25 protein-coding genes and 2 pseudogenes are annotated in these 25,009 nt (G+C 67.4%); 7 read left to right on the forward strand and 20 right to left on the reverse strand.

From position 1 onward, the window contains the following. Positions 1-11: 11 nt before the first annotated feature. Together ABIB29_RS04355 and ABIB29_RS04360 are read right to left on the reverse strand one after the other, a co-directional pair. Positions 12-2,228 carry a putative bifunctional diguanylate cyclase/phosphodiesterase gene (locus ABIB29_RS04355; RefSeq protein WP_354170429.1) on the reverse strand — a complete coding sequence of 739 codons (2,217 nt, stop codon included), beginning with the start codon at positions 2,226-2,228 and terminating at the stop codon, positions 12-14. A gap of 159 nt (positions 2,229-2,387) precedes the next feature. Further along, complete coding sequence (locus ABIB29_RS04360; protein ID WP_346926970.1) at positions 2,388-2,690, reverse strand: DUF4193 domain-containing protein; 303 nt, start codon at positions 2,688-2,690, stop codon at positions 2,388-2,390. 265 nt (positions 2,691-2,955) lie between these two features. Between ABIB29_RS04360 and ABIB29_RS04365 the strand changes: the two genes are divergently transcribed. Together ABIB29_RS04365 and ABIB29_RS04370 are read left to right on the forward strand one after the other, a co-directional pair. Beyond that, positions 2,956-3,210 carry a hypothetical protein gene (locus ABIB29_RS04365; protein ID WP_354170432.1) on the forward strand — a complete coding sequence of 85 codons (255 nt, stop codon included), beginning with the start codon at positions 2,956-2,958 and terminating at the stop codon, positions 3,208-3,210. A 79-nt stretch (positions 3,211-3,289) separates the two neighbouring features. After that, positions 3,290-4,261 (forward strand): annotated as a pseudogene (locus ABIB29_RS04370) (zinc-binding dehydrogenase); the annotation flags it as partial. A gap of 63 nt (positions 4,262-4,324) precedes the next feature. Here the strand turns inward: ABIB29_RS04370 and ABIB29_RS04375 are convergent. Continuing rightward, positions 4,325-4,828: an HtaA domain-containing protein gene (locus ABIB29_RS04375; RefSeq protein WP_354170433.1), complete on the reverse strand. Its 504-nt coding sequence runs from the start codon at positions 4,826-4,828 to the stop codon at positions 4,325-4,327. Between the two features lie 1,012 nt (positions 4,829-5,840). Between ABIB29_RS04375 and ABIB29_RS04380 the strand changes: the two genes are divergently transcribed. Further along, positions 5,841-6,686: an AfsR/SARP family transcriptional regulator gene (locus ABIB29_RS04380; RefSeq protein WP_354170435.1), complete on the forward strand. Its 846-nt coding sequence runs from the start codon at positions 5,841-5,843 to the stop codon at positions 6,684-6,686. A 40-nt stretch (positions 6,687-6,726) separates the two neighbouring features. Here ABIB29_RS04380 and ABIB29_RS04385 read toward each other — a convergent pair whose 3' ends face one another. The 3 genes from ABIB29_RS04385 to ABIB29_RS04395 form a co-directional block, all read right to left on the reverse strand. Next, positions 6,727-8,019, reverse strand: a complete 1,293-nt coding sequence (locus ABIB29_RS04385) for a Y-family DNA polymerase (RefSeq protein ID WP_354170436.1) — start codon at positions 8,017-8,019, stop codon at positions 6,727-6,729. Then, positions 8,012-8,443: a LexA family protein gene (locus tag ABIB29_RS04390; RefSeq protein WP_354170438.1), complete on the reverse strand. Its 432-nt coding sequence runs from the start codon at positions 8,441-8,443 to the stop codon at positions 8,012-8,014. The genes ABIB29_RS04385 and ABIB29_RS04390 overlap by 8 nt, the downstream gene beginning before the upstream one ends. Positions 8,444-8,862: 419 nt before the next feature. Further along, on the reverse strand, positions 8,863-9,264 hold the full coding sequence (locus tag ABIB29_RS04395) for an SRPBCC domain-containing protein (RefSeq protein ID WP_354170440.1): 402 nt from the start codon (positions 9,262-9,264) through the stop codon (positions 8,863-8,865). Positions 9,265-9,618: 354 nt separating this feature from the next. On the opposite strand from ABIB29_RS04395, the gene ABIB29_RS04400 reads away from it, so the two are divergent. Beyond that, on the forward strand, positions 9,619-10,323 hold the full coding sequence (locus ABIB29_RS04400) for a class I SAM-dependent methyltransferase (protein WP_354171061.1): 705 nt from the start codon (positions 9,619-9,621) through the stop codon (positions 10,321-10,323). 77 nt (positions 10,324-10,400) lie between these two features. Here ABIB29_RS04400 and ABIB29_RS04405 read toward each other — a convergent pair whose 3' ends face one another. From ABIB29_RS04405 to ABIB29_RS04415, 3 genes and pseudogenes are all read right to left on the reverse strand, one after another. Then, positions 10,401-11,342: a hypothetical protein gene (locus ABIB29_RS04405; protein WP_354170442.1), complete on the reverse strand. Its 942-nt coding sequence runs from the start codon at positions 11,340-11,342 to the stop codon at positions 10,401-10,403. A gap of 107 nt (positions 11,343-11,449) precedes the next feature. Then, positions 11,450-11,545 (reverse strand): annotated as a pseudogene (locus ABIB29_RS04410) (dihydrofolate reductase family protein); the annotation flags it as partial. A 58-nt stretch (positions 11,546-11,603) separates the two neighbouring features. Continuing rightward, the gene (locus ABIB29_RS04415; protein ID WP_354171063.1) at positions 11,604-12,017 is read right to left on the reverse strand and encodes a VOC family protein; all 414 of its coding nucleotides are present in this window, start codon (positions 12,015-12,017) and stop codon (positions 11,604-11,606) included. A 247-nt stretch (positions 12,018-12,264) separates the two neighbouring features. On the opposite strand from ABIB29_RS04415, the gene ABIB29_RS04420 reads away from it, so the two are divergent. After that, on the forward strand, positions 12,265-12,558 hold the full coding sequence (locus tag ABIB29_RS04420; protein WP_354170444.1) for a hypothetical protein: 294 nt from the start codon (positions 12,265-12,267) through the stop codon (positions 12,556-12,558). A 14-nt stretch (positions 12,559-12,572) separates the two neighbouring features. On the opposite strand, the gene ABIB29_RS04425 is transcribed toward ABIB29_RS04420, so the two are convergent. The 11 genes from ABIB29_RS04425 to ABIB29_RS04475 form a co-directional block, all read right to left on the reverse strand. After that, a complete protein-coding gene (locus ABIB29_RS04425) occupies positions 12,573-13,193 on the reverse strand; it encodes an L-threonylcarbamoyladenylate synthase (RefSeq protein ID WP_354170446.1) in 621 nt (206 codons plus the stop codon). A gap of 81 nt (positions 13,194-13,274) precedes the next feature. Beyond that, positions 13,275-13,766, reverse strand: coding sequence for a hypothetical protein (locus tag ABIB29_RS04430; RefSeq protein WP_354170448.1), 492 nt, complete (start codon positions 13,764-13,766; stop codon positions 13,275-13,277). 9 nt (positions 13,767-13,775) lie between these two features. Then, on the reverse strand, positions 13,776-14,903 hold the full coding sequence (locus ABIB29_RS04435; RefSeq protein ID WP_354170450.1) for an XdhC family protein: 1,128 nt from the start codon (positions 14,901-14,903) through the stop codon (positions 13,776-13,778). Next, complete coding sequence (locus ABIB29_RS04440; RefSeq protein ID WP_354170452.1) at positions 14,896-15,705, reverse strand: SRPBCC family protein; 810 nt, start codon at positions 15,703-15,705, stop codon at positions 14,896-14,898. The genes ABIB29_RS04435 and ABIB29_RS04440 overlap by 8 nt, the downstream gene beginning before the upstream one ends. Then, positions 15,705-16,964, reverse strand: a complete 1,260-nt coding sequence (locus ABIB29_RS04445) for a vWA domain-containing protein (RefSeq protein ID WP_354170454.1) — start codon at positions 16,962-16,964, stop codon at positions 15,705-15,707. Before ABIB29_RS04445 ends, ABIB29_RS04440 begins: the two co-directional genes overlap by 1 nt. Before the next feature lie 8 nt (positions 16,965-16,972). Beyond that, positions 16,973-17,896, reverse strand: coding sequence for an AAA family ATPase (locus ABIB29_RS04450; RefSeq protein ID WP_354170456.1), 924 nt, complete (start codon positions 17,894-17,896; stop codon positions 16,973-16,975). After that, positions 17,893-18,543 (reverse strand): nucleotidyltransferase family protein, encoded by a 651-nt coding sequence (locus tag ABIB29_RS04455; protein ID WP_354170457.1) that lies wholly within the window; start codon positions 18,541-18,543, stop codon positions 17,893-17,895. The genes ABIB29_RS04450 and ABIB29_RS04455 overlap by 4 nt, the downstream gene beginning before the upstream one ends. After that, a complete protein-coding gene (locus ABIB29_RS04460) occupies positions 18,527-19,450 on the reverse strand; it encodes an XdhC family protein (RefSeq protein WP_354170459.1) in 924 nt (307 codons plus the stop codon). Before ABIB29_RS04460 ends, ABIB29_RS04455 begins: the two co-directional genes overlap by 17 nt. A 1-nt stretch (position 19,451) precedes the next feature. Further along, positions 19,452-21,845 (reverse strand): aerobic carbon-monoxide dehydrogenase large subunit, encoded by a 2,394-nt coding sequence (locus ABIB29_RS04465; protein WP_354170461.1) that lies wholly within the window; start codon positions 21,843-21,845, stop codon positions 19,452-19,454. Further along, positions 21,842-22,411: a (2Fe-2S)-binding protein gene (locus ABIB29_RS04470; protein WP_354170464.1), complete on the reverse strand. Its 570-nt coding sequence runs from the start codon at positions 22,409-22,411 to the stop codon at positions 21,842-21,844. Before ABIB29_RS04470 ends, ABIB29_RS04465 begins: the two co-directional genes overlap by 4 nt. 5 nt (positions 22,412-22,416) lie before the next feature. After that, complete coding sequence (locus ABIB29_RS04475; RefSeq protein WP_354170466.1) at positions 22,417-23,295, reverse strand: FAD binding domain-containing protein; 879 nt, start codon at positions 23,293-23,295, stop codon at positions 22,417-22,419. 120 nt (positions 23,296-23,415) lie between these two features. Here ABIB29_RS04475 and ABIB29_RS04480 point away from each other — a divergent pair, with 120 nt between their 5' ends. Together ABIB29_RS04480 and ABIB29_RS04485 are read left to right on the forward strand one after the other, a co-directional pair. Continuing rightward, entirely contained in the window at positions 23,416-24,396 is a 981-nt protein-coding gene (locus ABIB29_RS04480) for a LysR family transcriptional regulator (RefSeq protein ID WP_354171065.1), read from the forward strand. 118 nt (positions 24,397-24,514) lie between these two features. After that, positions 24,515-24,832 carry a DUF6457 domain-containing protein gene (locus ABIB29_RS04485; RefSeq protein WP_354170467.1) on the forward strand — a complete coding sequence of 106 codons (318 nt, stop codon included), beginning with the start codon at positions 24,515-24,517 and terminating at the stop codon, positions 24,830-24,832. Positions 24,833-25,009: the final 177 nt, after the last annotated feature.

Here is a 25,009-nt window from a genome sequence, read left to right on the forward strand (position 1 = left end):
CCGGGCTGGCCTCAGGAGTCTGAAGCCGGCTCTCCGGACAACGGCTGGAGCCGGGCACCGGAGGCGAGAAGGGCCTCGATCGCCTGCGGGGGTCCGGGGCGGGACAGAAAATATCCCTGCCCCAGGCGGCAGCCCAGGCGACGGAGCAGGGCCAGTTGCCCGGCGTCCTGGATGCCTTCGGCGATAGCCTCCAAGTCGAGCTTGTGCGCCAGCCCCAGGATGCCTTCAAGCAGCGCGGCGGACGGCGCGTCGTCGTCATCCCCGGTGAGGAAGGAGCGGTCGATCTTGAGGACGTCCGCGGGCAGCTCGGCCAGCGTGCTCAGCGACGAGTAGCCGGTCCCGAAGTCGTCGATGGCAATGCGGACCCCGAGGCTCTTCAACCGGTTGAGCGCGGTGATGCCACCGTCCATGCTGCTTGCCAACGCCGTTTCGGTGACCTCCAGGACGACCTTGTCCGCCTGCGAGGCGGGATCCCGCAGGATGCCCTCGATCGCGGCCAGGTTCCGTGAGCTGGGCAACTGGAGCGTGGAGAGGTTGACGGAGACCCAAAGGTTTTCGCAGTGCGTCATCGCAGCCCGCCAGCTGGCGGCCTGCAGGCTCGCGGTGCCCAACACCCAGCGGCCGATCGCTTCGATGTCTCCGGTCTCCTCGGCCAGGGAGATGAACTCCGCGGGCTGCAGCAGCCCGAGCGTGGGATGGTCCCAGCGCACCAGCGCCTCCACGCCCAGGATTTCCCCGGTGCGCAGGTCGGCCACCGGCTGGTATTCGAGTCGAAGCTGCCGCCCGGTGACTGCGGTGGCGAGATCGGCGCGGAGGGCTGCCCGCTGCGTCATCCTGTCGTAGCCCTCGGCGTCGAAGCGTTGGTAGCGTCCCTTGCCGCCCTGCTTGGCCATGTACATGGCGAAGTCTGCCTGCCGCGAGAGCTCGGCAGGCTCTCCGGTCAGGGGCCCGCGAACGGCGGCGCCCATACTCACTGAAACCTTCAACCGGACTTCGCCGATGGAAAACGGTGGCCGCAGTACGTCATGAATCCGTTCCGCGATCGCGGCTGTGACGGATCCGTCGGCGTCGTCACCGACCACGATCGCAAACTCATCACCGCCGAGGCGGGCGGCCAGGTCGTGTGCCCGCACGCAACCCTGCAGTCGGCCGGCGAGCTGGATCAGCAGCGCATCACCGCCTTCATGGCCGAGTGAGTCGTTGACTTCCTTGAAGTCGTCGACGTCGATGATCAGCAGAGCCTCGTGCCGGGCCCTGCGTTCTGCGCCGGGCTTGAAGGAGGCCGCGAGACGCTCCGCCAACACCGCACGGTTGGCCAGCCCGGTCAGCGGATCATGAGTGGCGCGGTGGGTCAGCGCCTGGTGGCTGTCGTGGACCGCGGCGGCCATGGAATTGAACGCCTCGGCCAGTTCGCCGAGTTCGTCTCGCCGGACGACGTCGATGCGGTGGTTGTAGTCGCCGGTCTGCAGTTTGACAACGCCGCCGTGCAGGCCCTCAATGGGCCGGATCAGGAACCTGACCATTCTGCTGCGGAAGTAGACGACGCCGGCCGCCGCCAGCCCGAACAAGGCGCTGCGGGCTGCGATCACCATCTGCTGTAGTTCGGCACTGTAGGCCAGGCCGGAGTCCATCGCCTCCAGGGCTGACTGCTGGATCCCATCCAGCAGGGAACGGACGCCGGCGCCCGACGCCGCGAGAGCCGGGGACTCGGACACACGGTTTCCCGTGAGGGCCTGCACTTGGCTGTCCCACAGGCCGTGTTCCGCGAGGCCGTGCTGCCACTCCGCGCCGGCTTTGCTCGCGGCGGCGCTCATGTCCCTCTCGACGGGCAGGAACCGGATGGCGTCCTCGAAGCGGCGGGCAAGGTCCTGCTGCTGTTGGAGGAACGCCTGTCGGTCGACCGGGGCGCCGGACAGTAGCTGATGACCGATGAGTTCATGGGCATCGAGGGCGGAGCGCAACTCCGCGACGGTATCCGACTCGCCCTGGAGCCGGGCGGCCGTTACCTGGATCTGGTCCCCGACGCCCCTGACGCCGACGATCGTTGCCAGGGCGCCCACGAGCAGAGCCACCAGCATCAGGGCGAAGGCCCTGGACCATTCGGCCTTGAGACTCCAGCTGTGCGCGGGTCGGGGAGTTCCGGTGCCAACGGCAACAGCTCCGGAACCGGACGTGCCGGTGCCGAAGCTGTTGATAGTAATGTGCCCATCCGCAGCGGCGTCAGCCACGGTCGGTGGAGGGGCCTCCGGCCTCGTGGTCCAGTTCCGCATGTTTCCGCCTCCGGCTACGTGCCGGCACACGCCGCATCGTCAATGAGGAGCGTAGCGGAACGTGCCGTCCGGGGCGTGCCCGGCGGCGTTGTGGCGGAAATATGAAGCGGGCGCCGGTTAGCTCATGCAGTCAGCGCAGTACGCATGCCCTGCCTTCTCGCGGGCGAGTTGCGAGCGGTGCCGGACCAGGAAGCATGAGTAGCAGGTGAACTCGTCTTCCTTCTGCGGAATGACGGTGACCGTCAGTTCCTCGCCGGACAAGTCGGCGCCCGGCAATTCCACGCCTTCGGAGGTGTCAGCCTCGTCGAGTTCGCGGGTTACGCTGCGTGCGTCCGGAGCGTTCGCGGAGCGAAGGGCCTCCAGCGAGGCATTGCGTGATTCCGCAACGTCGGATCGGACTTCGTCATAGTCGGTTGCCACCTGGTTAATTCTCGATTCCGTTGTTCTGGGTTTCCCGGGATTGAACGGTACAGCATCCAGCCGTTAATTTGCTGGGTGTAGAGGGCCGGCGTGCAGTGACACTCGCAACACCGACGCGCACAATACGCACACCCACACAACGCCAACTAGCGGATTCCGCCCGGGCTTTGCAGGTGTTCGATGATCGTCGCCCGGATTTCACGTGGCGTTCATGCGGCGGTCCTAGGCTGATTCTTCAAGCACCGTCCGCCAGAAGGGATTCGTGATGGCCGATATCGCCGCAGTACTCGGAAGGCTCTCGCCCGAGGAATTTGACGGCCTCCGGGCCCTCGGACCGGCAGGTCACCTGCCCCGGCACCTCACCGATGCCCTTGACCGTGCGGCGGGCGGTCCGGGTGCGGGCCGGGGTTACTACGTTCCCACCGGCAGTGTCAGTGCCACGGGTGGACCGCATTTTGTGCTGCGCAGCGACGTCTCCGGCTGGCTTTTCGGTTCCGCTGCCCAGGTGCCCCAAGTTTAGGAGTCCGGCGGCCGCCACCGGGTCCGATGTCGGGCTTCAGCTCCCCTAGGTGCTTGTTCCGTGCGGGCTGCCGCGTTAAGTTGGCGCGGACGTCACGAACCTCAAGCCCGGCGACCGCGTCGTCATTCCGTTTAACATCTCCTGCGGGCACTGCTGGATGTGCAAGCGGGGGCTGCAGTCCCAGTGCGAGACCACGCAGGTACATTCCCACAACAGCGGCGCTAGCCTTTTCGGGTTCTCCGAACTCTACGGCTCGGTGCCCGGTGGCCAGGCTGAATTTCTGCGGGTTCCGCACGCCGACTACGGCCCGATCAAGGTGGGCCACGAACTGCCGGACGAGCGCTATCTCTATCTCTCGGACATCCTCCCCACCGCCTGGCAGGGCGTAAAGTACGCGGACGTCCCCACCGGGGGAACCCTGGCCGTCTTCGGTCTTGGCCCCGTGGGCCAGTTTGCGAGCCGGATCGGACGCCATCTGGGGCACCGGGTCATCGCCGTCGAACCGGTGCCCGAACGCCGCCAGATGGCCCAGCGCCACGGCATCGAGACCATTGACTTCACCAAGGACGTCGGGAACGAGCTCCGGGAGCTGACCGACGGCCGGGGTCCCGACGCCGTCGTCGACGCCGTGGGGATGGACGCGCACGGCTCCCCGGTGGGCGCATTCGCCCAGAACGCGGTCGGCCTGCTGCCGGACGTGCTGGCCAAAAAGGTGAGGGAGACGGCCGGTGTGGACCGCATGTCGGTCCTGTACGCGTCCATCGATGCGGTCCGCCGCGGTGGCACCGTATCGCTCAGCGGCGTCTACGGGGGCACAGCCAGCCCGATGCCGCTGCTCACCATGTTCGACAAGCAGCTGCAGTTCCGGATGGGCCAGTGCAACGTCCGCCGCTGGACGGACGAGTTGCTCCCGATCGTGGAAGACCCAAGCGACCCGCTCGGCGTCATGGACCTGAAGACGCACGAGGTCTCCCTCAACGGCGCTGCTGCCGCCTACGAAATGTTCCAGAAAAAGGAGGACGGCTGCATCAAGGTTGGTCTGAAGCCCTAGGATGCCGTCGTTGCCCTGAGCCGGACCTGCTGGCGGGGCAGGGGCGCAATCGCCGCGGTTTTCCTAGCTGGTAACCCGGATGACCAGCGGATCCATCGGCTGCCCGGCGGCGTACTGGCCGTCGAAGAGTTCGGACCCTTCCGGGGAAATGACGACGTCGACGTGTTCCCAGACAAGGAGACCGTCGGCGTCCCGGGGCTTCGACGGGCTGAGGAACCCGACGACGGTGCGGTCCTGGCCGCCGCCGTCGCCGGTGCTGATGGAGAGCACGCCGCTGCCGCTCGTGAAGCTAATCCACGGGTCCAGCAGCCGGACCAGCAGCATGCCGTGGTGGCCGCCGAGCCGGACGTCACCCCGGAAGCGCAGCACGCCGGTGCCGCGCGCGACGTCGTAGTCGGACGATTCGGGGCTGAAGCAGAACATGAACGATTCGGCCACGGTCGCCCCGGCGGTCGCCGAAACGGACCCGTCCGGCAGGCTGGTGATGTAGTCGATGAAGCTGCGCTTGATGCCCCAGCTCAGGCCCAGCGCAGGCAGAAGATCGGGTGAAGCGGACGCTGGGTTCACGTAGGTTCTCCTGTGGCTGAAAGGCTGATCTCTTCTGAGCCTAGCGGCGGATTGCCCGTCGGATGAACTGCCGCCCGGGTGGCAGTTCATCCGGCGCCATTCTCTGCGGGGCCGGGAGCGCCGGGCTCAGACGGCGAGGCCGGTGGTGACCGGGGCAGGAAGCAGTTCGGGGAACTGCCTCGCATTGGCCGAAAAATCAGTCTTCCATGCCACCGGCAGCAAATCCGCTGATTTCCTAGACAATTGGTGTGCCCCCGGCGCTGTTGGGTTAAGTGTCCCCTCGGAAGTAGCCGTTTTTACTGTTGGGCGGGCCGCGGGTGTTGGCATCGCGGGACCCCGGGGAATGCGGATGAGCGCGGAAATTTACATTCCAGCGTTAGGGCGGGAATGATGCGGCATTTCAGCTCTGCCGACAATCACCGGTACAAAAGGTAATCCGGGAATTTTCATTCACATCCTGTGAGGTGCGCCAGGGTGCCGATCCCGTTCCGTTCAACCCTCGAGGCCCCCCGGGAGGGTGCGGGCGACCCGGGGACGGGTGCATCTGAACTGCCGCACGCTGATCCTGGAGGGGCCCTCTGGCCTGCGACGACTCGACGTAACGGGGGGTTTCCCGTCCCGGCCAAGCCCACTGGGGCGCCTACTCGACGCCGTGCCGATGCCCGGGAGTGCGAATACCTGCCCCATGCACTAAGTACTCGCATTGTGTTCGTTGGATACTCGGTGGCGTTCTGCGGTGTACCCGACTTTCCGGGCGGCAAAGGATCGGGTAGCTACATTCCTTGTTGCGCCCCCTTTTGCGTGTCACGGTTTTCGTAGAAAGTCGAAGGAAGTGAGTCTCAGCACGTCGTTCCAATAATTCCTTCTGGCTCTCCGTAATACGAATATATGATGCCTGGGGAAAACGGAGATCATGGTGGACAAGTTGAGCGGCTCCTCGCCGGCAATTTCGGTTCGACTATTCGGAACATTCGAGGTCCGGCGAGATGGCGCGGTACTCAGAGCTGCGGACATGGGAGGCTGCAAGCCGCGACACATTCTGGAGATTCTTTTGCTGAATCTGGGGACACCGGTCTCCAAGGCGCGCCTCGTGGAGCTACTGTGGGGACCCCAGGCCAGCGACGGCGCGGTCGCCACCCTGGAGAGCTACGTCAGTGGCATTCGCCGGGCGATCCAGCCAGGCAACACCAAATCGGGTCCGCTTCGCACCGCGAACGGCGGCTACGTGCTTGACCCACAGCTGGTGGAACTCGACCTGTCTGCGTTTCACGAGCTTGTCCGCGCGGCCCGGCAGTCCCCGCCGGCTGAGGCGCATGTGCTCTCGATGCAGGCCCTGGAGTTGGCGGCAGAGCCGCTGCTGGGCTTTGAACTCGTGGCCGACTGGGCAGAGGAGGCGCGGACCCGCCACGCTGCCGAGAAAGTCGCCGCCCAGATTCTCGCGGCAGAGACCGCAGCGTTCCTCGACAAACCCGAGCTCGCCGTCTCGCTGGCACAGACTGCCATCCGGTGTGAGCCGCTTAATGAACGGGCCTGGACCATCCTTGTCGCGGGATACGAGCAGGCGGGACTGCCTGTGGAGGGGCTGAACGCCTATGAACGCTGCCGCCGGCTGTTCGACCGCGACCTGGGCTGCACGCCGGGACCGGCGCTGCGGGCTGCCCACCTGAGATTGTTGCGGCAGCGCGCCGAGGGAAACACCGAGCTCTCGGAAGTCCTGGCGGCCCTGCTCTATTTGGGTGAACGGCTTCACGGCCCTAAATGCACGCAGCCTGCCGCAGAGGAATCCCGGCGCATGCAGGAGAATGCCGGCCGGGTGCTCGACTCCTTCCTGCAACAGGCGCTGGCCGCCGCCGTCTGACGACACCCGGTGCCCTGCTGCACGCGGCCAACCCGGGCAGTCACCCCGCTTTGACGACCGGGAGTTCGGCCCAGTGGGTCGTGTACCGCGGGGACAACATGTCGCGTTTCATGCTCCAGTCCGGCCCGCCCCGGATTCCGGCTCGGCCCAGCCCGATGGAGCCGCGTCCGTACCGCCGGCTGACCTCCTCCAGCAGCGAGCCGATGCCGCGTTCCTCGTGCGGGTTCTCGAAGATCTCCAGCGGTGCCTGGTTGCCGGTGGGGCGCAGATCGGTGACCATGATCCCGGCGCGGACGTACCTGATGCCGTTCTCGATCCGGGGAAGCAGGGCATACGCCGCCCTCGCCAGGAGGACCGGGTCAGCGGTGGGCATGGGCAGAGAGACGCACACCGAGGGATGCGAACTGGGCTGCAGGCTGTAATAGGACGTGGCGGCGAAGGCCGTCAGCACCTTTGCCTGCAGCCCGTGCCTCGCCAGCCGGGCACTGGCCTGCTGGGCATACACGCCGAGGACCTGGCGAAGACCGGCGCTGGTGGTGATCGGGGTTGAGAAGGAACGGCTGAAGATCAGCTGGTCGCGGCCGATCCGCTCTTGCTCGAGGGGGATGCACGGAGTTCCCTGGAGTTCCAGCACGGTCCGCATCAGCACTACGGAGAAGCGGTCCCTGATCCTGACCGGGTCCGCCCGCGCGAGGTCCAGGATCGAATGGATGCCCAGGGCATTGAGCCGTTTGGTCAGCCGCGTCGCGACTCCCCAGAGTTCGACCACGGACAGGCCCGCCATGAGCTTCTCCCGATGGCCAGCGGGCACGGCATCCCAGTGGCAGACGCCGTCGAATGCCGGGTTGTGTTTGGCCCACTTGTTGGCCAGCTTCGCCAGCGTCTTGGTGCCGGCGATGCCCACGCAGACGGGAACACCGACGTTCCGGCGCACCGCCGTCTTCATGGTGTGCCCCAGCCGCTGAAGCTCCTCCGGGGTGCCGCTGACGCCCAGAAATGCCTCGTCGATGCTGTAGACCTCCAGCCAGGCCGAGTAGCGGCCGAGGAGTTCCATCACCCTGGCGCTGATGTCCCCGTAGAGCTCGTAGTTGCTGGATCGTGCCACGAGCCCCCATTCCTTGGCCCGCGGTGCGAGCTTGAACCAGGGCTCGCCCAGGGGGATCCCGAGTGCCTTGGCCTCGGGGGAGCGGGTGACGGCGCAGCCGTCGTTGTTGGAGAGGACCACCAGCGGACGGCCCTCCAGGGAGGGGTCGAAGGCGCGTTCGGCGCTGGCATAGAAGCTGTTCACGTCAACCAGGGCGATGCTGCCACGCCCGGGTACGGCCCTAGACATGGTGCAGGCAGCGGGTCGCGACACCCCAAATAACCAAGTCCGACAGGCCCGGGACTCTGATGTCCGGGTAGCGGGGGTTGTCTGCCTGAAGCACCACGCCCGAAGCCGTCAGGCGCAGCCGCTTGACCGTGAGTTCCCCATCGAGGACTGCGATGACGACGCAGCCGTCGCGCGGCTCGAGTGCCCGGTTGACGATCAGTTCGTCGCCGTCGCTGATCCCCGCGCCCTCCATGGAGTCGCCGGACACCCGGACGACGTACGTGCTGGTGATGTCTTTGATGAGATGTTCGTTGAGGTCGATGCGGCCGTCAAAGTAGTCCTGGGCCGGAGAGGGGTAGCCGGCGGCGACCTGCACCGGCGAGATCAGGACCGACAAAAGAGAAGTGCCCGCGTCTATCACGCGGGGCCCGATGATTACGCCCACAACACACCCTTATTCGAATATATGTTCGATCTATCCAGTGTAGCCCCGGGTGCTGACATTGAGCAGACTTCGCCCACTTGTATGTCATCGGTGCCTCCGGGGTCGCTCCATTTAGCCAGGCGCCTAGAGCACAGCGCCGTTTCCGTGGCGAAAGCCGACGCACCTCGGACGCGTCTTCAGGTCATGCCGAACGCACCCTCATATCCTCGACCGGCATGCGTCGTACTTCCTGGACCCCGGCCGCTGCTCGTGGGCGGCACGGGTGAAATACCTTGTACGGAAAACGACCGCCTACGAGAACCAACACTGCTGCAAGCCAGCAGGTAGTCACCGCTCGGGGCCGTCCTGGTGGGCCCCAGTCAAGTTCACACAACCATAGGGGTCACCTGCATCAGGTTTCATCCACGCCTGGCTAAAACTTAGGAGTCGGTGAGTCCGTCATATGTGGACCAAAAGTCGGCCATGGAGCGGGGCTGACCCAGGAGCAGCGCTTCAAGGTAAAGAAGGTGTGTGTGCCAACCAGGCAGGTAGTCGACAGCCTCGATTCCGAGCCCGTCGTGCTGCAACGCCAAGTGTGTCGACGCGCCGGCTGGAGTGAGCACAATCTTCACATGCGAGGGTGGTTCGTCTGGGAACGACCATGTCATGCTAAGAATCCGTTCCGGTTCACATTCCTGAATACGGCTGGTGCAGAAATAGCCCTCGGCATGTTGAATGGTTACGGAATTGCCGACAACGAATTTCCCAGAAGTCAGTTTCCCAAGCCAGCGCGGCAACGCCTCAGGGTCGGTGAGACCCCACCAGATCTGGTCCGCAGGCACGGCCATAGACCAGCTGTGAGACACCTGTCCGTTCGCAGTATGAAGCCAGCGATTTATGAGAGGCATAACCGGAGCCTAGTGCAGCGTTGCAGGAATTGGCTCCGCAGGGGTGACAGGACGCCGACGGCCTCCGCGCGATAATACGGAGTTGCCGCGTTGCCAGGCAGAGGGGGCGCACACGTGCCGCGCCCTGTCACGATTTGGGGCAGGAAGCGACGGATCACAACCACCCCTGGCGAAGGTATCAACGACAGTAAGGGCTGTTCCGTAAAGGGAAGGGACAGTCGACGAATCTCGCTTGCTAAGGTCAACCCTATTGTCCCGCCCGTGAGAATTCGCCTGAAGGGAAGAGCAGTGAAGGCCAACCACTACGACGATTTCGCCGAGAATTACTCGGCTGAGAACGAGTCCAGCCTCCTCAACGCCTACTACGAACGGCCGGCGATGATTGAACTTGCCGGCGACGTGACCGGTCACCGTGTCCTCGACGCTGGGTGCGGCTCCGGGCCGTTGTCCGCGGCACTGAGCGCGAAAGGCGCGATCATGACCGGCCTCGATTCCAGTCCTGCGATGCTCGAACTGGCAAGACAGCGATTGGGCGCTACCGCGGACCTGTACGTGGCCGACCTCAGCAAACCGCTCCCTTTCGCCGATGACTCTTTCGACGACGTTGTCTCGTCCTTGGTCCTGCACTATCTGGAGGACTGGTCAGCACCACTTGCCGAACTGCGGCGCGTGCTGACGCCGGGCGGTCGCCTGATCCTGTCGGTCAACCACCCCACGGTCAGCGTGATCAACCATCCAACCGAGGACTACTTCGCCATCCGGCAGTATTCGGAGGATTACGAGTTCGATGGGGAGCCTGCGGTCCTGACCTTCTGGCACCGACCACTTCACGCGATGATCAACGCCTTCACGTCGGCCGGATACCGCGTAGCCACCGTGAGTGAACCGGGGCCAGCTCCAGAGACACCGCACGAACTCCTTCCGCCGCGCATCCTCAACGGCGAAAGAACAGCGTTCCTGTCCTTCATCTTCTTCGTCCTCGAAGCCGGCTGAGGGTAGAGGGGCTACTCCGCGAGTTACCGATATTCTTTGGTCAATTGCGACTATCCCAAGCCGCGGGACCGGTACCTTCAGTACGTGGTCAGGCTGACGAAGTACTCCTGCTGGACCGGCCGCCGGCGCAGCTTCAGAGCCGTGCGCAACGAGGGCAGGTTTCCTGCGTGGATCTGGCCCCAGACTGTATCCGCCCCCGAGCGTTGACCGGCCAGGAACGAGGACTCTACCGCCGGAGCCAAGCCTTTGCCACGCCAACGTTCCGTTAGGAACATTTCCAGCATGCAGACCCCACGTCTGCCGAAGAGTGGCGAGATTGTGGCAGCCGCCAGTCCGGCAAAGCCGTGATCGTCCCGCAGGGCCATCAACAGGCCCTGGTCTGCGGCTTCCTGGAGCCCTTCCTGGTCGGACTCTGAAACAAAGGAGGCAAGCTCTGGGGCAACCGCACGCCACGCCTGATGTTCGGACTGGTAATCGGCCAACACGTCAGTTGCCGCTTCAGGCCAGGAGATCGTCAGAGCCCCGGTCAGGTCCCGCTCGTCAGCTCTGGCTGCCAGGCGAACTGACCCGGCCATGACTGTTGCCCAGTTTTCCGTAGAGGATTGATGGAGGCCTGGTTGCTCCCAGAACGTGAAGCCACGCACTCCAACGTCGCGGTAGGCGCCGGCTACCCGGGCGGCCAGTGAATCGACAGCCTCGGCGTCGTTCACCCGGGCAGTAGTTTTGACTGCCACGAAGGGGAAGGCCGGATCGAGGTTGAGGTATCTGAGGCCCGAAATGACGGTGCGCTCGGCGCTGGCTTCAAGCAGCCGCTCGGCCATGTCCCCGGCGCTGATGACGGGACCCAGCCGGGCGATTCTGGCCGCCACGACGTCCGGTGACGCAAGAGCGGCGAGGGACCCGACGTCGTCGATCTCGGCCTGCGCTGCGCTTTCGGCGTCGTACTCGGCAGGAAGATATTCCAGTACCGGGCCGGCGAAGGCTGCGAGCTGATGGTCCGACAGTCCAAAAGGGTTCATTGGTCCCTAGGCTACCGAGCGGGTCATTGGAGCTATTTGTTCAAAAGCTACTCCGCAAGTTACCGATAGACTTTGCCCCATTGCCTAGGATGCAGGACGCACCGCCTGAACGTTGTGCGGCCCTGCATTTCCAGGGGCTCGCGTTGATGATGGGTGAGAACGAACACGGGTGCGCGATAGGGCGGTTCCTCACGCCACCAACCCCCGTCATTGCGCACGGAATTTCCCACGGCAACCGCTGGTGCCGTTCCGTGCCGAGCCTCATTCCTGATGTTCGACGTCCTGGACGGATCGGGACAACAGACAGAACTCGTTGCCCTCGGGATCAGCCAGTACCACCCAACTGGCGTCCGGGCCCTGGCCCACGTCTTTGCGCTGCGCGCCGAGCGCGAGCAGGCGCTCGAGCTCCTCGGCAGTGGATACGCCGTCAGCCCGGAGGTCGAAATGCAGCCGGTTCTTGACGGCCTTGCCCTCGGGCACCGCGACCACGTCAATGGAAGGGCGGGCCTTATCCTGCGGCGCGATGCTGATGATGTCGCTATCCTCTTCGACAACATGCCGGCCGAGGACGGCGCACCAGAAGTCGGCCACCACCTGTGGCCGGATCGCGTCGATGGCAATTACAGCTAATTGGCTGGGCATGGCACCACGATAGCCCGCCGGTCCGAAGTACATCACCTACCGTTCCAGTGCCTCGACCGCCGTGCGACAGTTCGCGGGGTCCCTTCCCGGACGGACGCTTCCCGACGTCGCCAGGGCCTTCGTCCCCGATCCTGATAAGCAGCGCGATTTCGTACCCGGACGCGCCGCTAAGTTAGCTTCGTCACGTGCCGGGTTTTCGACGAAAATCCGGGCGCGGCGGGCCCCATACTTGGAATGACCCCGGCGGACTTTCCCCCACCGCCCGGTATGAGGAGGGTCCATGAAAACCTTGACAATTTTGCAGAGCACTGTGAAAAGCGCCGCCACGAACGAGTACTTTCCCTCGGCGGCGGTGCTGGCCGGAGTGGTCCTGTTTTGGGCCATAGGGCTCTTCGGCGGGCTGTCGCTGCTGAGCAACCACCAGACGCTGCTGACCACGCTCAGCTGGCTGCTGTTTGTCTACGCCGCAGCTGTGCTCACGCCGCTCGCGGGACTCATCGCGGTGGTGGACCTGTCGCGGCGCTGGCTGCGGAACCGGGCGTCCGGCGTCGCAACGTCAGCCGAGACCGCGTAGGGCCGGCAGGGCGCCTACTCGAAGCGGGACGGGTCGCCCATGCCGCGCCGGACGATTTCGGCCACGCCGCTGGAGTAGTCGATCACCGTCGTCGGCTCCGCGCCGCAGTCGCCGGAATCAATCACGGCGTCCACGACGTGTTCCAGCCGTTCCTTGATCTCCCAGCCCTGGGTCAGCGGCTCTTCCTCGTCCGGGAGCAACAGCGTGCTGGAGAGCAGCGGTTCGCCCAGTTCCGCCAGCAACGCCTGGACCACCGGGTTGTCCGGGATACGCACGCCGACCGTCTTCTTCTTCGGGTGCAGCAGCCGCTTGGGAACCTCTTTCGTGGCAGGCAGGATGAAGGTGTAGCTCCCGGGAGTGACGGCCTTGATGCTGCGGAACACATCGTTGTCGATCTGCACGAACTGGCCCAGCTGGGCAAAGTCCTTGCAGACCAGGGTGAAGTGGTGCTTGGCATCGAGGTGGCGGATGGTCCTGATCCGGTCCAGCGCCTCCTTGTTCCCCAGCTGCGCGCCGAGCGCGTAGCAGGAGTCGGTGGGATAGGCGATGAGCCCGCCCGAACGGACGATTTCCACGGCCTGGCTGATGGAGCGGGCCTGGGGGTTTTCGGGGTGAACATCGAAGTATCTCGCCATGGGATGAGCTTACGCCCGACGGCGGCCAGGTCGCCTCACGCCCGACACGTCCCGGAGCGTCACGTTCCGCGGTTTAAGTCCTCATCCGTCAGACCGCGAGCGCCGCGAACATGACGGCCATCGACGCCGCGCCCACGAGTTCCAGAAACGCGTCGCCGCTGCGGGGACGGCCGGGCCCGCGGAGCCGCCGGAACAGGAGCAGCCCCCACACGGCTGCGGCGAGCCCGAAGGCACGCGCCAGAACGAGGGCGGGCCGGCTGAGAGCAGCGCGCCGCGGCCGTGCCCCGGCCCGGCGGCGGGAACCTGCAGCCCGGCGACCTGCACCGGCCGGCGGGCGACGGCGCGGAGGATGAACCACCATGCGGCGAAGCCGAAGAACACGATCTGGGGGAGTGCGGGCCACCGGAGCCCGGGCACGAGCATCGGCATCATGGCGATCATCATCGCGGCATGGAGTCCATAGCCGGCCCGGGTGGCCGGCGGGGACTGCCGTCCTGCTCTGAACGCTGCGTACAGGGACGCTGCCAGCAGCAGTGCCATCAGCCCCCAGCGCAGGACATCGTTTTCGATCACGGTGACCGGTCAATGCGGGTCGTCGTGGTGGATCCGCTCGTCGAGTTGCCGGAGTGGCTCCCCGCTGCCGCTCCACTGCTTGGCAATGAACTCCGCGGCGATGGACACCGCGGTCTCCTCCGGGGTCCGGGCACCCAGGTCAAGGCCCACCGGGCTGTGCAGCCGCGCCAGCTCGTCCTCGCCCAGGCCCGCCTCCCGCAGCCTGGCGATCCGGTCCGCGTGGGTCCGGCGCGAACCCATGGCACCGATGAAGGCGATCGGCGGGCCGCGCAGGGCAACGTCCAGCAGCGGGATATCGAACTTGGGATCGTGCGTGAGGACGCAGAGTACGGTGCGTTCATCCACCAGGCCCTTTTCCAGCTGCTCGGCGAAGTAGCGGTGCGGCCAGGCGTTGACGACCTCCGCCGCGTCCGGGAAGCGCGCCGGGGTGGCGAAAACAGCCCGGGCATCACACACCGTGACGCGGTAGCCCAGGAAGGTGCCCAGCCGGGCCAGCGCCGAGGCGAAGTCGATGGCGCCGAAGACCAGCATCCGTGGCGGCGGGGCGTAGCTCGCGAAGAAGATCCGCATGCCGCTGTCCAGCCGCTCCCCGTCGGGGCCGTAGCTCAGGATGCCGGACCGGCCGGCGGCGAGTAAGCCCTGCGTGTCGTCGCCCACGGCATGGTTGGCGCGCACGGAACCGAGGTCACCGTCGAAGCCGTCCGGCCGCACAACCAGGTGCCGGCCCAGCCAGCCGCTGTCCGGGTGCTCGATCACCGTGGCGACCCCTACGCGCCGCTGCCCGGCGATGTCCTGCCGGACGGCGTCGAGTTCCGGGAAGCTGTGCCGGGATACCGGCTCGACGAAGATGTCGATGATTCCGCCGCAGGTCAGGCCGACGGCGAACGCGTCGTCGTCGCTGATCCCGTAGCGCACCAGTACGGGGGCGCCATCGTCCTTGACCTGCGTGGCCAGCTCGTACACGGCGCCCTCGACGCAGCCGCCGGATACCGAGCCGACCGCTTCGCCGCCGGCGGTGACGAGCATGGACGCGCCAGGGAGCCGCGGGGCTGATTTGAAGGTGCTGACCACGGTGGCCAGGCCGGCGGTGTCACCCTTCTGCCAGCCCGGCATCATGGCTGCCAGGACATCACGCACGATCGGTCTTCAGCCTTCCGATCGCCCGGATCAGCCGGAAGGCGGATCGCCGGCCCGCCCAGTAGGAGACGCACGCCACCACCACCACGAGTGCCAGGACCTTGCCGGGGTTGGACAGCTGCTCCGCCGCGATTCCCTTCGCGAGGCTGAGGGCGTCCAGGCTCCCGGCCGGGGCGGACACCGCGGCGGGGGCGGAAACCTTCGGGGCGGCCGCGGGAACAGCGCTCGCCGGGACGCCGGGGAGTTCCGGCGCCGGTGCCGGGGCGGTCGTTGCGGCGACCTTCGCTGCGGCAGCCTCCGTCGCTGGGACGGGGCCGGGAACTTCTTCCGCCGGCGCGGTTCCGGGCGCGCCGGGGGCGGTGATCATGGCCTGCAGGTTGCTGGCGAACAGGGCCATCATCTGTTCGGTGACACTGCCGATCACGCCCTTGCCCATCGCAGCGGCCTTGCCGGAAAGGGAGAGATCGGCGTTGACGGTGCCCCGCGTGGTGCCGCCGGCCTCCTCGGTCAAAAGCAGGGTCACGGTGGCCTCCGCGGTGCCCTGGCCGCGGGTTTCCTGGGCTTTGCCGCCGAGCACGGCGCGGTGTTCGTCGGTGTTGCGCTCGATGACGATGAGCAGACCTTTGTACTGCATGTTCACCGGGCCCAGCTTCACGGTCATGCCCACCTGGTAGGCATCGTCCGAAAGCTTGTTCAGGATCTTGGCGCCGGGAACGCAGCCGGCCACCCGTTCGAAGTCCATGATGGTGTCCCAGACGGTGTCGATCGGTGCGACGACCGAGAAAGTGCTGTTGATCTGCATTAGTTCCCTCTTCCCTTGAGTGATGACTGGCCGTCGCCGCGGATTGCGGCCGCCACCTCTGCCAACGCCGTGTAGCTGTGTCCGCTGACGAAGGCGTCGCAGTACGGCAGGGCCGCTGCCATGCCGCCCACCAGCGGCTGGTAGTGCGGGGCGGCCTTGCGCGGATTGACCCAGATGATCCGGTGCGCCAGGCGCCGCAGGCGCGCCATCTGGGCTGCCACCTGTGCGGGGTCCTCCTGCGCCCAGCCGTCTGAGAAGATCACCACCACCGCGCCACGGGCCAGGCCCCGGCGGCCGTGTTCGTCGACGAAGTGCCGGATGCTGTCGGCGATCCGGGTGCCGCCGGCCCAGTCCGGGGCGGCCTCGGCGGCACGGGCCAGGGCCGTGTCCGGATCGCGCAGCCCCAGTTGCCGGGTCAGGCGCGTCAGCCGGGTGGAAAACACGAAGGCCTCGGCGCCGGCCGTTGCCACGGCGCCCTGCAGGAGCGAGACGAAGATCCGCGCATAGGGTTCCATGGAGCCGGAGACGTCGCACAGCATCACCAGCTTGCGGCGCTGCTCCCGGCGCCGGGCATACAACAGCCGCGTGGTGCCGGTGCCCGAGCGACGGGCCGCGCGGACCGTCGCGCGGACGTCCAGCCGGGCGCTGCTGTGGCTGGACTTGCGGGTGCGCCGGCTCAGGCGCGTGGGGGTGGCGAGCAGCAGCCGGGACGCCAGCCGCCTAATTTCCAGGACTTCCGCCTCGGTGAGCTGCGCGAAGGACATCCCGTGCAGTCGTTCCTCGGTGGAGGCCATGGCCAGCACGGCTTCCCGTTCCGGGGCGTTCGGGTCACCGTTGGCGTCCGGACCCGCGCAGGCAACCGCCGGCGCCGTCTGCTGTGAAGCCGGCGCCTGTCCGGGGGTGCGGTCCCCGGCCGGGGAGGGCCGGGCGTGTGCCTGCTCGGGGCTGCCCGGCGGTGACGGGCGCGCGGCGCTGGTGCGGTGTGCGGACGGTACGAAGCCGCCGCGGAAGACCGCGGAGAAAACGGCGTCGAACACCGGCAGCTGTCCGTGGGCGGACACCAGCACCACCCTGGACGCCCAGTAGAGCCGCTCGACGTCGGTGGGCGGGATCAGGCGGAGCGCCTCGGCCAGCCGGACGGCCCGGTCGGGTGAGCATGAGAGCCCGGCCCGGCGCAGGGCGGTAACGAACGCTGCGGACAGGGTGGCGGCCTCCACCGTGGGGGGTGCGGCGGCCGTGTCCTGCCTGGTCCGGGCCATCACCGGGCTCACCCGCCCGTGCCGGCGACGAGCCAGTCGGCCCCGCGGGCTCCGACCAGCTCCAGGTCATCGCGGTTCTTGACGATCGCGCCGAGAGTCCGGTCCGCCGTCGTGGCGTCGATGTGCTCGATGCCCAGCACGGCCAGGGCGGACACCCAGTCGATGGCCTCGGAGATCCCCGGCGGTTTGGCGAGGTCCAGGGTGCGCAGCTTGGTGATCACCGCAGCCGCCTGAAGTGCCAGCGGGCCGCTGCTGGCGGGCACACGGCGGCGCACGATTTCCGCGATCCGCTCCGGCCCGGGGTAGTCGATCCAGTGGTAGAGGCAGCGCCGGGTCAGGGCGTCGTGCAGGTCCCGCGTCCGGTTGGACGTCAGGATCACGATCGGGGGGTGGGTGGCCCGGATGGTGCCAAGCTCCGGGATGGTGACCGCGGCTTCGGCGAGGAGTTCGAAGGTGAACGCCTCGAACTCGGCGTCGGCCCGGTCGATCTCATCCAGCAGGAGGACCGCGGGGCGCGGGCCGGGGTGTTCGATCGCCTGCAGCAGCGGCCGGCGCAGCAGGTACTCCGGGCCGAAGAGGTCCGTTTCGGTAACGGAGGCGTCCCGGACTTCCGCGAGCCGGATTCCGAGCAGCTGACGCTGGTGGTTCCACTCGTAGAGGGCCTCGCCGGCGTCGATTCCCTCGTAGCACTGCAGCCGGTACAGCGGTGTGTCCAGCAGTTCGGCCAGGGCCTTCGCCGCCTCGGTCTTGCCGACGCCCGCCTCGCCCTCCAGCAGGATGGGCTGCGGCAGCCGCACGGCCAGGAACAGCGCCGTGGCCAGCCCGACGTCGGCCAGGTAGTCGTTGCTGTCCAGCGCCGACATCAGGGATGCGACGTCGGGAACCCTGCGCTGGACATCCTCCTCCGCGCCGGTGCGCGCCGCGGTGTTCATAGTGCGCCTTCCAGACCGGCCAGGACCCGCCGGTAGTCCTCTTCCGTGTCAACGTCCAGCGGGATGGGTCCCGGAACGGGGAGTTCGACGACGTCGCCTGCCCGCTGCTCCAGCAGCTTCCAGACGGCCTTGTCGCCGTGCAGGGAGCCCAGTTCCGGGAGCATCCGCCGGGTGAACGCCAAGGGGTGGCCGACGCCGTCGTCGTAACGGCAGACGGCGATGCCGGGAGCGCCCCGGCCGGTGCGTTCCCCGCCGCTGAACAGGCGTTCCAGCAGTGCCCGTACGGTGACGGCCCGCACGCCCGGCTGGTCCCCGAGCAGGAGAACCGCGGCGACCGTGTCCGGGTGGAGCGCGGTAATGCCGGCGGCGATCGAGGAGGAACAGCCCTCGCCGAAGTCCGGGTTGAGAACGATCTCGCAGCCGGTGGTGTCCACCGCGCGCTGCACCTCCCCGGCTGCGCCGCCCAGGGCCAGCACGGTCTGGTCGAAGCCGCAGTCCCGGGCGGTGGCCAGCACGGCGTCGAGGAGGACGCCGTGGCCGTAGGGGAGCAGCTGCTTGGGCCGGCCAAGACGCCGCGACGCCCCGGCCGCCAGGATCACCCCCGCCGTCCGGTGCATGGTGGCTGGGCGTTCAGAGGGTGAGGGCATAGCGCTCCGGATCTTTGCGGAAGGCCGCACGGCAGCCGGGCGAGCAGAAGTACACGGTGACTCCGTTGTGCTCGAATTGCAGGGAGGAGTCCGCGGCGGCGACGGTCATGCCGCACACGGGGTCGATTGCCGTCGCCGGGGCATCCGCCGCCGCCTCCGCGGCCGTCACCGGGGTGGCGTGCCGGGATTTGGCCCGCTCCTGGATGAGCTGCGCCAGGATCGAGAGCGCGATCTCGCCGGGGGTGCGGGCGCCGAGCTGCAGCCCGGCGGGGGTAAAGACGCGTGTGCGCTGCGCCTGGTCGACGTCGAGGGATTCCAGTACCGCGGCGCCCCGCGTCCCGCTGGCCACGAGCGCAACATAGGGCACCCCGGCGCGCAGGGCGGCCTCGAGCGCGACTTCCTCCGCTTTGCCGTGCGAGGCCACAATCAGCGCCGCGTCGTCGGCCCGCGGAGCCGCGGATTCCCCGTCGGTGAGTTCCACGGCCAGTCCCACGCCGGCGCCGAGGGTCGCCAGGGCCTGGGCCACGGGCGTCGTGCCGATCACAACGACCCGGGGTGCGGGGATGCGCGGCTGGAGGAAGATCTCGATCGCCCCGCCGCTCAGGCACGGGTTGGAGACCTCAACCGCGCCCTCCCCGGCAGTGCGGGACGGTTCGCCGGGGACCACACGCAGCAGGAGGGGTTCCTGCGATGCCAGGACCTGCAGGCTGTACTCCCGCACCGAGGACTCGACGCAGTTTCCGCCAACGAAACCCTGGATCTCGCCGCTGGGCAGCACCAGCGCGGTGTCGCCGGCGTGGGCGCTGGTGGGATGCTGGGCGCGGACCACAGTGGCGTGCACGAACGGCTCACGGCGGGAGGCAAGGTCGTTCGCCCGGGCCGGGAGGGAATCTGCAGTCGGGCTCATCTTAGATCGGCGGCCTTGCCCGGCCCTGCATGGCGGCCCAGACCCGGGCCGGGGTGCACGGCATGTCCATGTGAACCACCCCGTAGGGCGCCAGCGCGTCAACGACGGCGTTTACGACCGCCGGGGGTGACCCGACCGTGGCGGACTCGCCGATGCCTTTCGCGCCGATGGGGTGGTGCGGGGATGGGGTGACGGTGAAGCCGGTCTCCCAGTCCGGCACTTCCATCGCGGTGGGGATCAGGTAGTCCATAAAGGACCCGCCCAGGCAGTTGCCGTCGGCGTCGAACTCGATGATCTCCATCAGGGCCATGCCGACGCCGTCGGTCAGTCCGCCGTGCACCTGGCCTTCAATGATCATCGGGTTGATCCGGGTGCCGCAGTCGTCCACCGCGATGAAGCGGCGCACCTTGACGTGCCCGGTGCCCGGATCGATGTCGACCACGCAGATGTAGGCACCGAAGGGGAAGGTCAGGTTCGGCGGATCATAGGTGACCTCGGCGTCGAGGTTGCCGTCGATCCCCTCGGGAAGGGTCATGGTGCCGTGGGCAGCCATGGCGATCTCGGAGATGGTCTTCCCGGCACCGGGGTCGCCCTTGACGAACCAGCGGCCCTTCTCCCACTCGAGGTCTTCCGGCCGGGTTTCCAGCATGGCCGCGGCGATCAGCTTCGCCTTCTCCCGCACCTTCCGGGCGACGAGTGCGACGGCGCCGCCGCTCACCGGCGTCGACCGGCTCCCGTAGGTGCCGAGGCCGAACGGTGTCTGGTCGGTGTCGCCATGGACGACGTCGATGTCCTCCGGCGGGATGCCGAGTTCCTCGGCGACGATCTGCGCGAAAGTGGTCTCGTGGCCCTGGCCCTGGCTTTGCACCGAGAGCCGGACGACGGCCTTGCCGGTGGGATGGACCCGCAGCTCCGCGCCGTCGGCCATGCCGAGGCCCACAATGTCGAAGTGTTTGCGCGGTCCGGCGCCCACCGTTTCGGTAAAAAAGGAGACGCCGATCCCCATCAATTCGCCGCGTTCCCGCTTCTCCCGCTGCTCGCGGCGGAGTTCGTCGTAGCCGGCCAGCTGCATGGACAGCCGCATGGCAGGTTCGTAGTTGCCGGAGTCGTAGACCCAGCCGGTTTTGTTCGTGTAGGGGAACTGTTCGGGTTTGATGAAGTTCTTCAGCCGCAGTTCCGCCGGGTCCATCTCCAGCTTGCGGGCCAGGATGTCCACCATCCGCTCGACGAGGTACACGGCCTCGGTGACCCGGAAGGAGCAGGCATAGGCGACGCCGCCCGGTGCCTTGTTCGTGTAGACGCCCGTGACACTGCAGTAGGCGGCCTTCAGGTCATAGCTGCCGGTGAAGATGGAGAAGAAGCCGGCGGGGAATTTGGTCGGCTGGGCGGTGGCGTTGAACGCGCCGTGGTCGGCCAGGACATTGGTGCGCAGCCCGAGGATCTTGCCGTCCTTGGTGGCCGCGATCTCGCCCTGCATGATGTAGTCGCGGGCGAAGGAGGTGGACATCAGGTTCTCCGAGCGGTCCTCCACCCACTTCACCGGCCGGCCGGTGACGATCGAGCCGACCACGGCGAGGATGTAGCCGGGGTAGATGCCGACCTTGTTGCCGAAGCCGCCGCCGATGTCCGGGGACACTACGCGGATCTTGTGCTCGGGGATCCCGGCGACGATCGCGAACAGGGTGCGGTGCGCGTGCGGCGCCTGGGTCGTTTCGTAGAGGGTCAGTTTGCCGTCGACGGCGTCGAAGTCGGCGATCGCGCCGCACGTCTCCATCGGGGCCGGGTGCACACGCGGGTAGACCATCTCCTGGGAGACGACGACGTCGGCGCTCGCGAAGACAGCCTCGGTTTCGGCCTTGTCACCCATCTCCCAGTCGAAGATGTGGTTGTCCGTCTTGCCCTCGATCTCGTCGCGGATTACAGGGGCATCGGCGTCGAGGGCCTTCCGGGCGTCGATGACCGGGGGCAGGACGTCGTATTCGACGTCGATCAGTTCCAGTGCGTCGCGGGCGGCGTAGCGGTCCTCGGCCACCACGAACGCGACCTCCTGGCCCTGGAAGCGGACCTTGTCCGTCACGAGGACCGCCTGGACATCCGCGGAGAGGGTGGGGGCCCAGGCGAGCTTGAGGCCGAGCAGGTCCTTTCCGGTGATGACGGCGAGGACCTTGGGGTGGGCGAGGGCGTTGGTGGTGTCGATGGAGACCAGCCGGGCGTGTGCCACCGGGGAGCGCAGGATGGCTCCGTGCAGCATGCCGGGCAGGACAATGTCGTCCAGGTAGTTGCCTTTGCCGCGGACAAAGCGCGGATCCTCCTTCCGCTGGATCCGGCCGTAGCCGATCGGGCGGTCCTCGTCGCCGGCCGCCGGGTTGGACGGCCGGTCATGGATGACGGTCATGCCTTCACCTCTGCCTCTTGTGTTTCCGCTGTTTCCGCCGGGATGTCCTCGATGACGGTGTCCGTGCCGTCGATGACCTCGTCCACGGTGGCGTCGGTGTCGCCGCCCGCCGGGTGGGCGGCGGCCCACTGCACGGACCGGACGATCGTGGCGTAGCCGGTGCACCGGCAGATCTGTCCGGAAATGGCCTGACGGATCTCGGTGGTGTCCGGGTGCGGGTTCTTGTCCAGCAGGGCACGGGCGGTCAGCATCATGCCCGGGGTGCAGAAGCCGCACTGCAGCCCGTGTTCCTCCATAAAGCCCTGCTGGACCGGGTCAAGGGTAGCCCCGGTGGCGAGGCCCTCGACCGTGCGGATGTCGTGTCCGGCGGCCATCGCCGCAAGGACGGTGCACGACTTCACCGGCTGGCCGTCCATCAGGACAACGCAGGTCCCGCAGTTGCTCGTGTCGCATCCCCAGTGGGTCCCGGTCAGGCCCAGGACTTCGCGGATGTAGTGGACCAGGAGCACGCGGGGCTCAATGTCGGACGTGACTTCGTTGCCGTTGACGGTCATGCTGATCTGCATCCGATTCAGCCTTCCTGTGTCTGGGCGGCGCGGGCACAGGCCTGCCGCAGTACCCGCCGGGTGAGTTCGTCGGCGAGATGCCGTTTGTAGTCAATCGGGCCGCGCTGGTCGGCCACGGGGTCGGAGGCCGCGGCGGCGAGCCGTCCGGCCTCCACGAACAGTTCTTCCCGGGGCTGCTGGCCGCGGAGCAGTTCGCCGATGCCGGCGACGGTGTGGTCGAGTCCGAGGGCTGTGAGTCCGACGGCGGCGTCGGCGATGGTGCCGTCGGCCGCAAGTGTGACGGACGCGCCGGCGGCGCCGACTGCCCAGTCGCCCACGCGGCGTTCAACCTTTTCGTAGGCGCTGCCCGAACGGGGCCGGATGGGGATGCGGACCTCGCACAGCAGCTCGTCCTGGCTGACCGCCGTCTCATAGGGTCCGCGGTGGAAGTCGGTCATGGCCAGGATGCGCTCGCCGGCCGGTCCCCGGATCACGGCTTCGGCACCCAGCACATCGCAGACCGTGGACAGGTCCTCGGCCGGGTCGGCCTGGCAGAGTGAGCCGCCGATGGTGCCCCGGTTCCGCACGATGGGATCGGCGATCACGGCTTCGGCGTCGCGGACGATGGGGAAGAGCGCCGCGATTTCGTCCGACTCCAGGAGCGTCGTGTGGCGCGTCAGGGCGCCGATGCGGAGTTTGCCGCCGTCGCGCAGGATGAAGTCGAGCTCGTAGAGGTCGTTGATGTCGATCAGCCACTCGGGCCGGGAGAGCCGGAGCTTCATCATCGGCAGGAGGCTGTGGCCCCCGGCGACGACCCGTGATTCCGCGCCGTGGCGGGCGAGGAGTTCCAGGGCGTTGGCCACGGAGGTGGCCCGCACGTAGTCGAAAGGAGCCGGAATCTGCATAGTCCCTACCTCACTCCAGGGCGCTGGCAACGTCGCGCAGCACCGGTTTGAGGCAAGTCTTGCCCCGCCTGATACGGAGTGTCAATATCGTCTTAAGCGAAAGGTTATGACGCCGTGGCCATGACACTAAGCCAGCTCCGCACGTTCGCCCTGGTTGCCCGTCTGGGATCGCTGCACGCTGCAGCGGAGAGCCTCGGCGTCAGCGAACCGGCGGTTTCCGCTGCCCTGGCGGCGCTCCGTCTGGACCTCGGCGACCCGCTCTTTGTCCGCGCCGGGGGCGGCATCGCGTTGACTCCGGGCGGCCGTGCGCTGGCCGATTATGCCCAGGACATCGTCGGGCTGGCGGACCAGGCCCGCTGGCAGGTCGCCAATGCCAAGAACGACGCCGGGCGGCTGAAGATCGCCTCGACCGCGCCTTTCGCCGAACACGCCGCCGGCCGGCTGCTGGACGTCTTCACCAAGCGTGTCCCGGGCGCTGCGGTGGACGTGGTCGTGGAGTCCGCTGCCGACCTCGCCTCGCTCCTGCAGGAACGCGCGTATGACATCGCCCTGGGTGCCCGGCCGACGGCTCCGGCGGGTAGCGCCGTCACCGAACTGGGATTGGAGTGCGTTCCGTTCCTGCGCTACCAGCGTGCCCTGGTTGCAGGGGCGGGGCATCCGCTGGCCCGGCTGCACGGGCCGATGGCCGTGGCCACGCTGCTGGACCGGCCGTGGTTTGCCGGACCGGTGGGGATCCAGACCGGTTCGGAAGAGGGCCGGTGGCTGGCGTCGATGGGGGTGGCGCCGGAGGTCATCCGGCTCAGCAGCGAGACGGAGGCCCTGGCGGCGGTCAGGGCGGGGGAGGGCATCATGCTGGCGCTCGGCCACATTGTCCGCACCGAGCTCCACAGCGGGGCACTCGTCCGCTTGCCCGTCGTCGGGACACCGGTCACCGGATTGTGGTGGGCGAGCACCCTGGACCACCGCCGGACCACGACCATGGCGCAGGCGCTGCAGCATTTCGCCGGCACCGCCGATGCGACCGCCGCCATGGTTGCCCCGGGCGGCTCGCGGGGACTCGAACGCCGGGGGTCGAAGTTCCACGTCGCCCTGTGGAGCTAAGGCGGCTCCGGATTCCCCGGCCGGGATTGCCTGTGTCGCGTTGCGAAACCCGGGTGTCGGTGCTACCCCTTGTGGGGGAAGACGAACGACAGATGCACCGCTACGAAGAGGAGAAACAATGACTTTGACCCGGGACGAAGACAGCTCGCTGCGGCACTGGAGCGCCCGCCTGATCCAGGCACTGCAGATCCTTGACCTGGAGGTGGACCACGAAAAGATCGTCCAGGTCGCGGACGAGTCGCTGAAAGCTGTCGGGCCGCATGCGGATGCCATTAGCGCGTTCATCGTGGGGTATGCCGCGGGAACCGCTTCCACGGACGGCCGGAAGAGCACGCACGAAGCCGTGGTAACCGCGTCCAACAAGGTACTCGAATTGTGCGAGCACGGCGAGTCCGGTGGCCCCGACGAAAAGGGCTGGGCCAAGCGCGCCCAGTAGCGGGCACCCCCGGGGGACATGCCCTCCCTTGGGACCCGCGGATGGACATGTTGGCATGATGTCCAGTGGCCGCGGCCGGGGTGGGGCATGTCCGTGGAGGGTTTGGCTGCCCCGGGGGACATGCCCTCCCTTGGGACCCGCGGATGGACATGGTGGCATGATGTCCAGTGGCCGCGG

This window comes from Arthrobacter sp. UYEF36, assembly GCF_040547025.1.
Classification (GTDB): domain Bacteria; phylum Actinomycetota; class Actinomycetes; order Actinomycetales; family Micrococcaceae; genus Arthrobacter.

Excerpts from the sequence above, each read along its gene's own strand:
- ABIB29_RS04415 (WP_354171063.1), bottom strand. The coding sequence starts at position 12,017 with ATGTACTTCGGACCGGCGGGCTATCGTGGTGCCATGCCCAGCCAATTA.
- ABIB29_RS04365 (WP_354170432.1), top strand. The coding sequence starts at position 2,956 with ATGGCCGATATCGCCGCAGTACTCGGAAGGCTCTCGCCCGAGGAATTT.
- ABIB29_RS04475 (WP_354170466.1), bottom strand. The coding sequence starts at position 23,295 with ATGCAGATTCCGGCTCCTTTCGACTACGTGCGGGCCACCTCCGTGGCC.
- ABIB29_RS04445 (WP_354170454.1), bottom strand. The coding sequence starts at position 16,964 with ATGGCCCGGACCAGGCAGGACACGGCCGCCGCACCCCCCACGGTGGAG.
- ABIB29_RS04425 (WP_354170446.1), bottom strand. The coding sequence starts at position 13,193 with ATGGCGAGATACTTCGATGTTCACCCCGAAAACCCCCAGGCCCGCTCC.
- ABIB29_RS04460 (WP_354170459.1), bottom strand. The coding sequence starts at position 19,450 with ATGAGCCCGACTGCAGATTCCCTCCCGGCCCGGGCGAACGACCTTGCC.
- ABIB29_RS04380 (WP_354170435.1), top strand. The coding sequence starts at position 5,841 with ATGGGAGGCTGCAAGCCGCGACACATTCTGGAGATTCTTTTGCTGAAT.
- ABIB29_RS04450 (WP_354170456.1), bottom strand. The coding sequence starts at position 17,896 with ATGAACACCGCGGCGCGCACCGGCGCGGAGGAGGATGTCCAGCGCAGG.
- ABIB29_RS04440 (WP_354170452.1), bottom strand. The coding sequence starts at position 15,705 with ATGCAGATCAACAGCACTTTCTCGGTCGTCGCACCGATCGACACCGTC.
- ABIB29_RS04420 (WP_354170444.1), top strand. The coding sequence starts at position 12,265 with ATGAAAACCTTGACAATTTTGCAGAGCACTGTGAAAAGCGCCGCCACG.
- ABIB29_RS04465 (WP_354170461.1), bottom strand. The coding sequence starts at position 21,845 with ATGACCGTCATCCATGACCGGCCGTCCAACCCGGCGGCCGGCGACGAG.
- ABIB29_RS04480 (WP_354171065.1), top strand. The coding sequence starts at position 23,416 with ATGACACTAAGCCAGCTCCGCACGTTCGCCCTGGTTGCCCGTCTGGGA.
- ABIB29_RS04485 (WP_354170467.1), top strand. The coding sequence starts at position 24,515 with ATGACTTTGACCCGGGACGAAGACAGCTCGCTGCGGCACTGGAGCGCC.
- ABIB29_RS04405 (WP_354170442.1), bottom strand. The coding sequence starts at position 11,342 with ATGAACCCTTTTGGACTGTCGGACCATCAGCTCGCAGCCTTCGCCGGC.
- ABIB29_RS04455 (WP_354170457.1), bottom strand. The coding sequence starts at position 18,543 with ATGCCCTCACCCTCTGAACGCCCAGCCACCATGCACCGGACGGCGGGG.
- ABIB29_RS04385 (WP_354170436.1), bottom strand. The coding sequence starts at position 8,019 with ATGTCTAGGGCCGTACCCGGGCGTGGCAGCATCGCCCTGGTTGACGTG.
- ABIB29_RS04470 (WP_354170464.1), bottom strand. The coding sequence starts at position 22,411 with ATGCAGATCAGCATGACCGTCAACGGCAACGAAGTCACGTCCGACATT.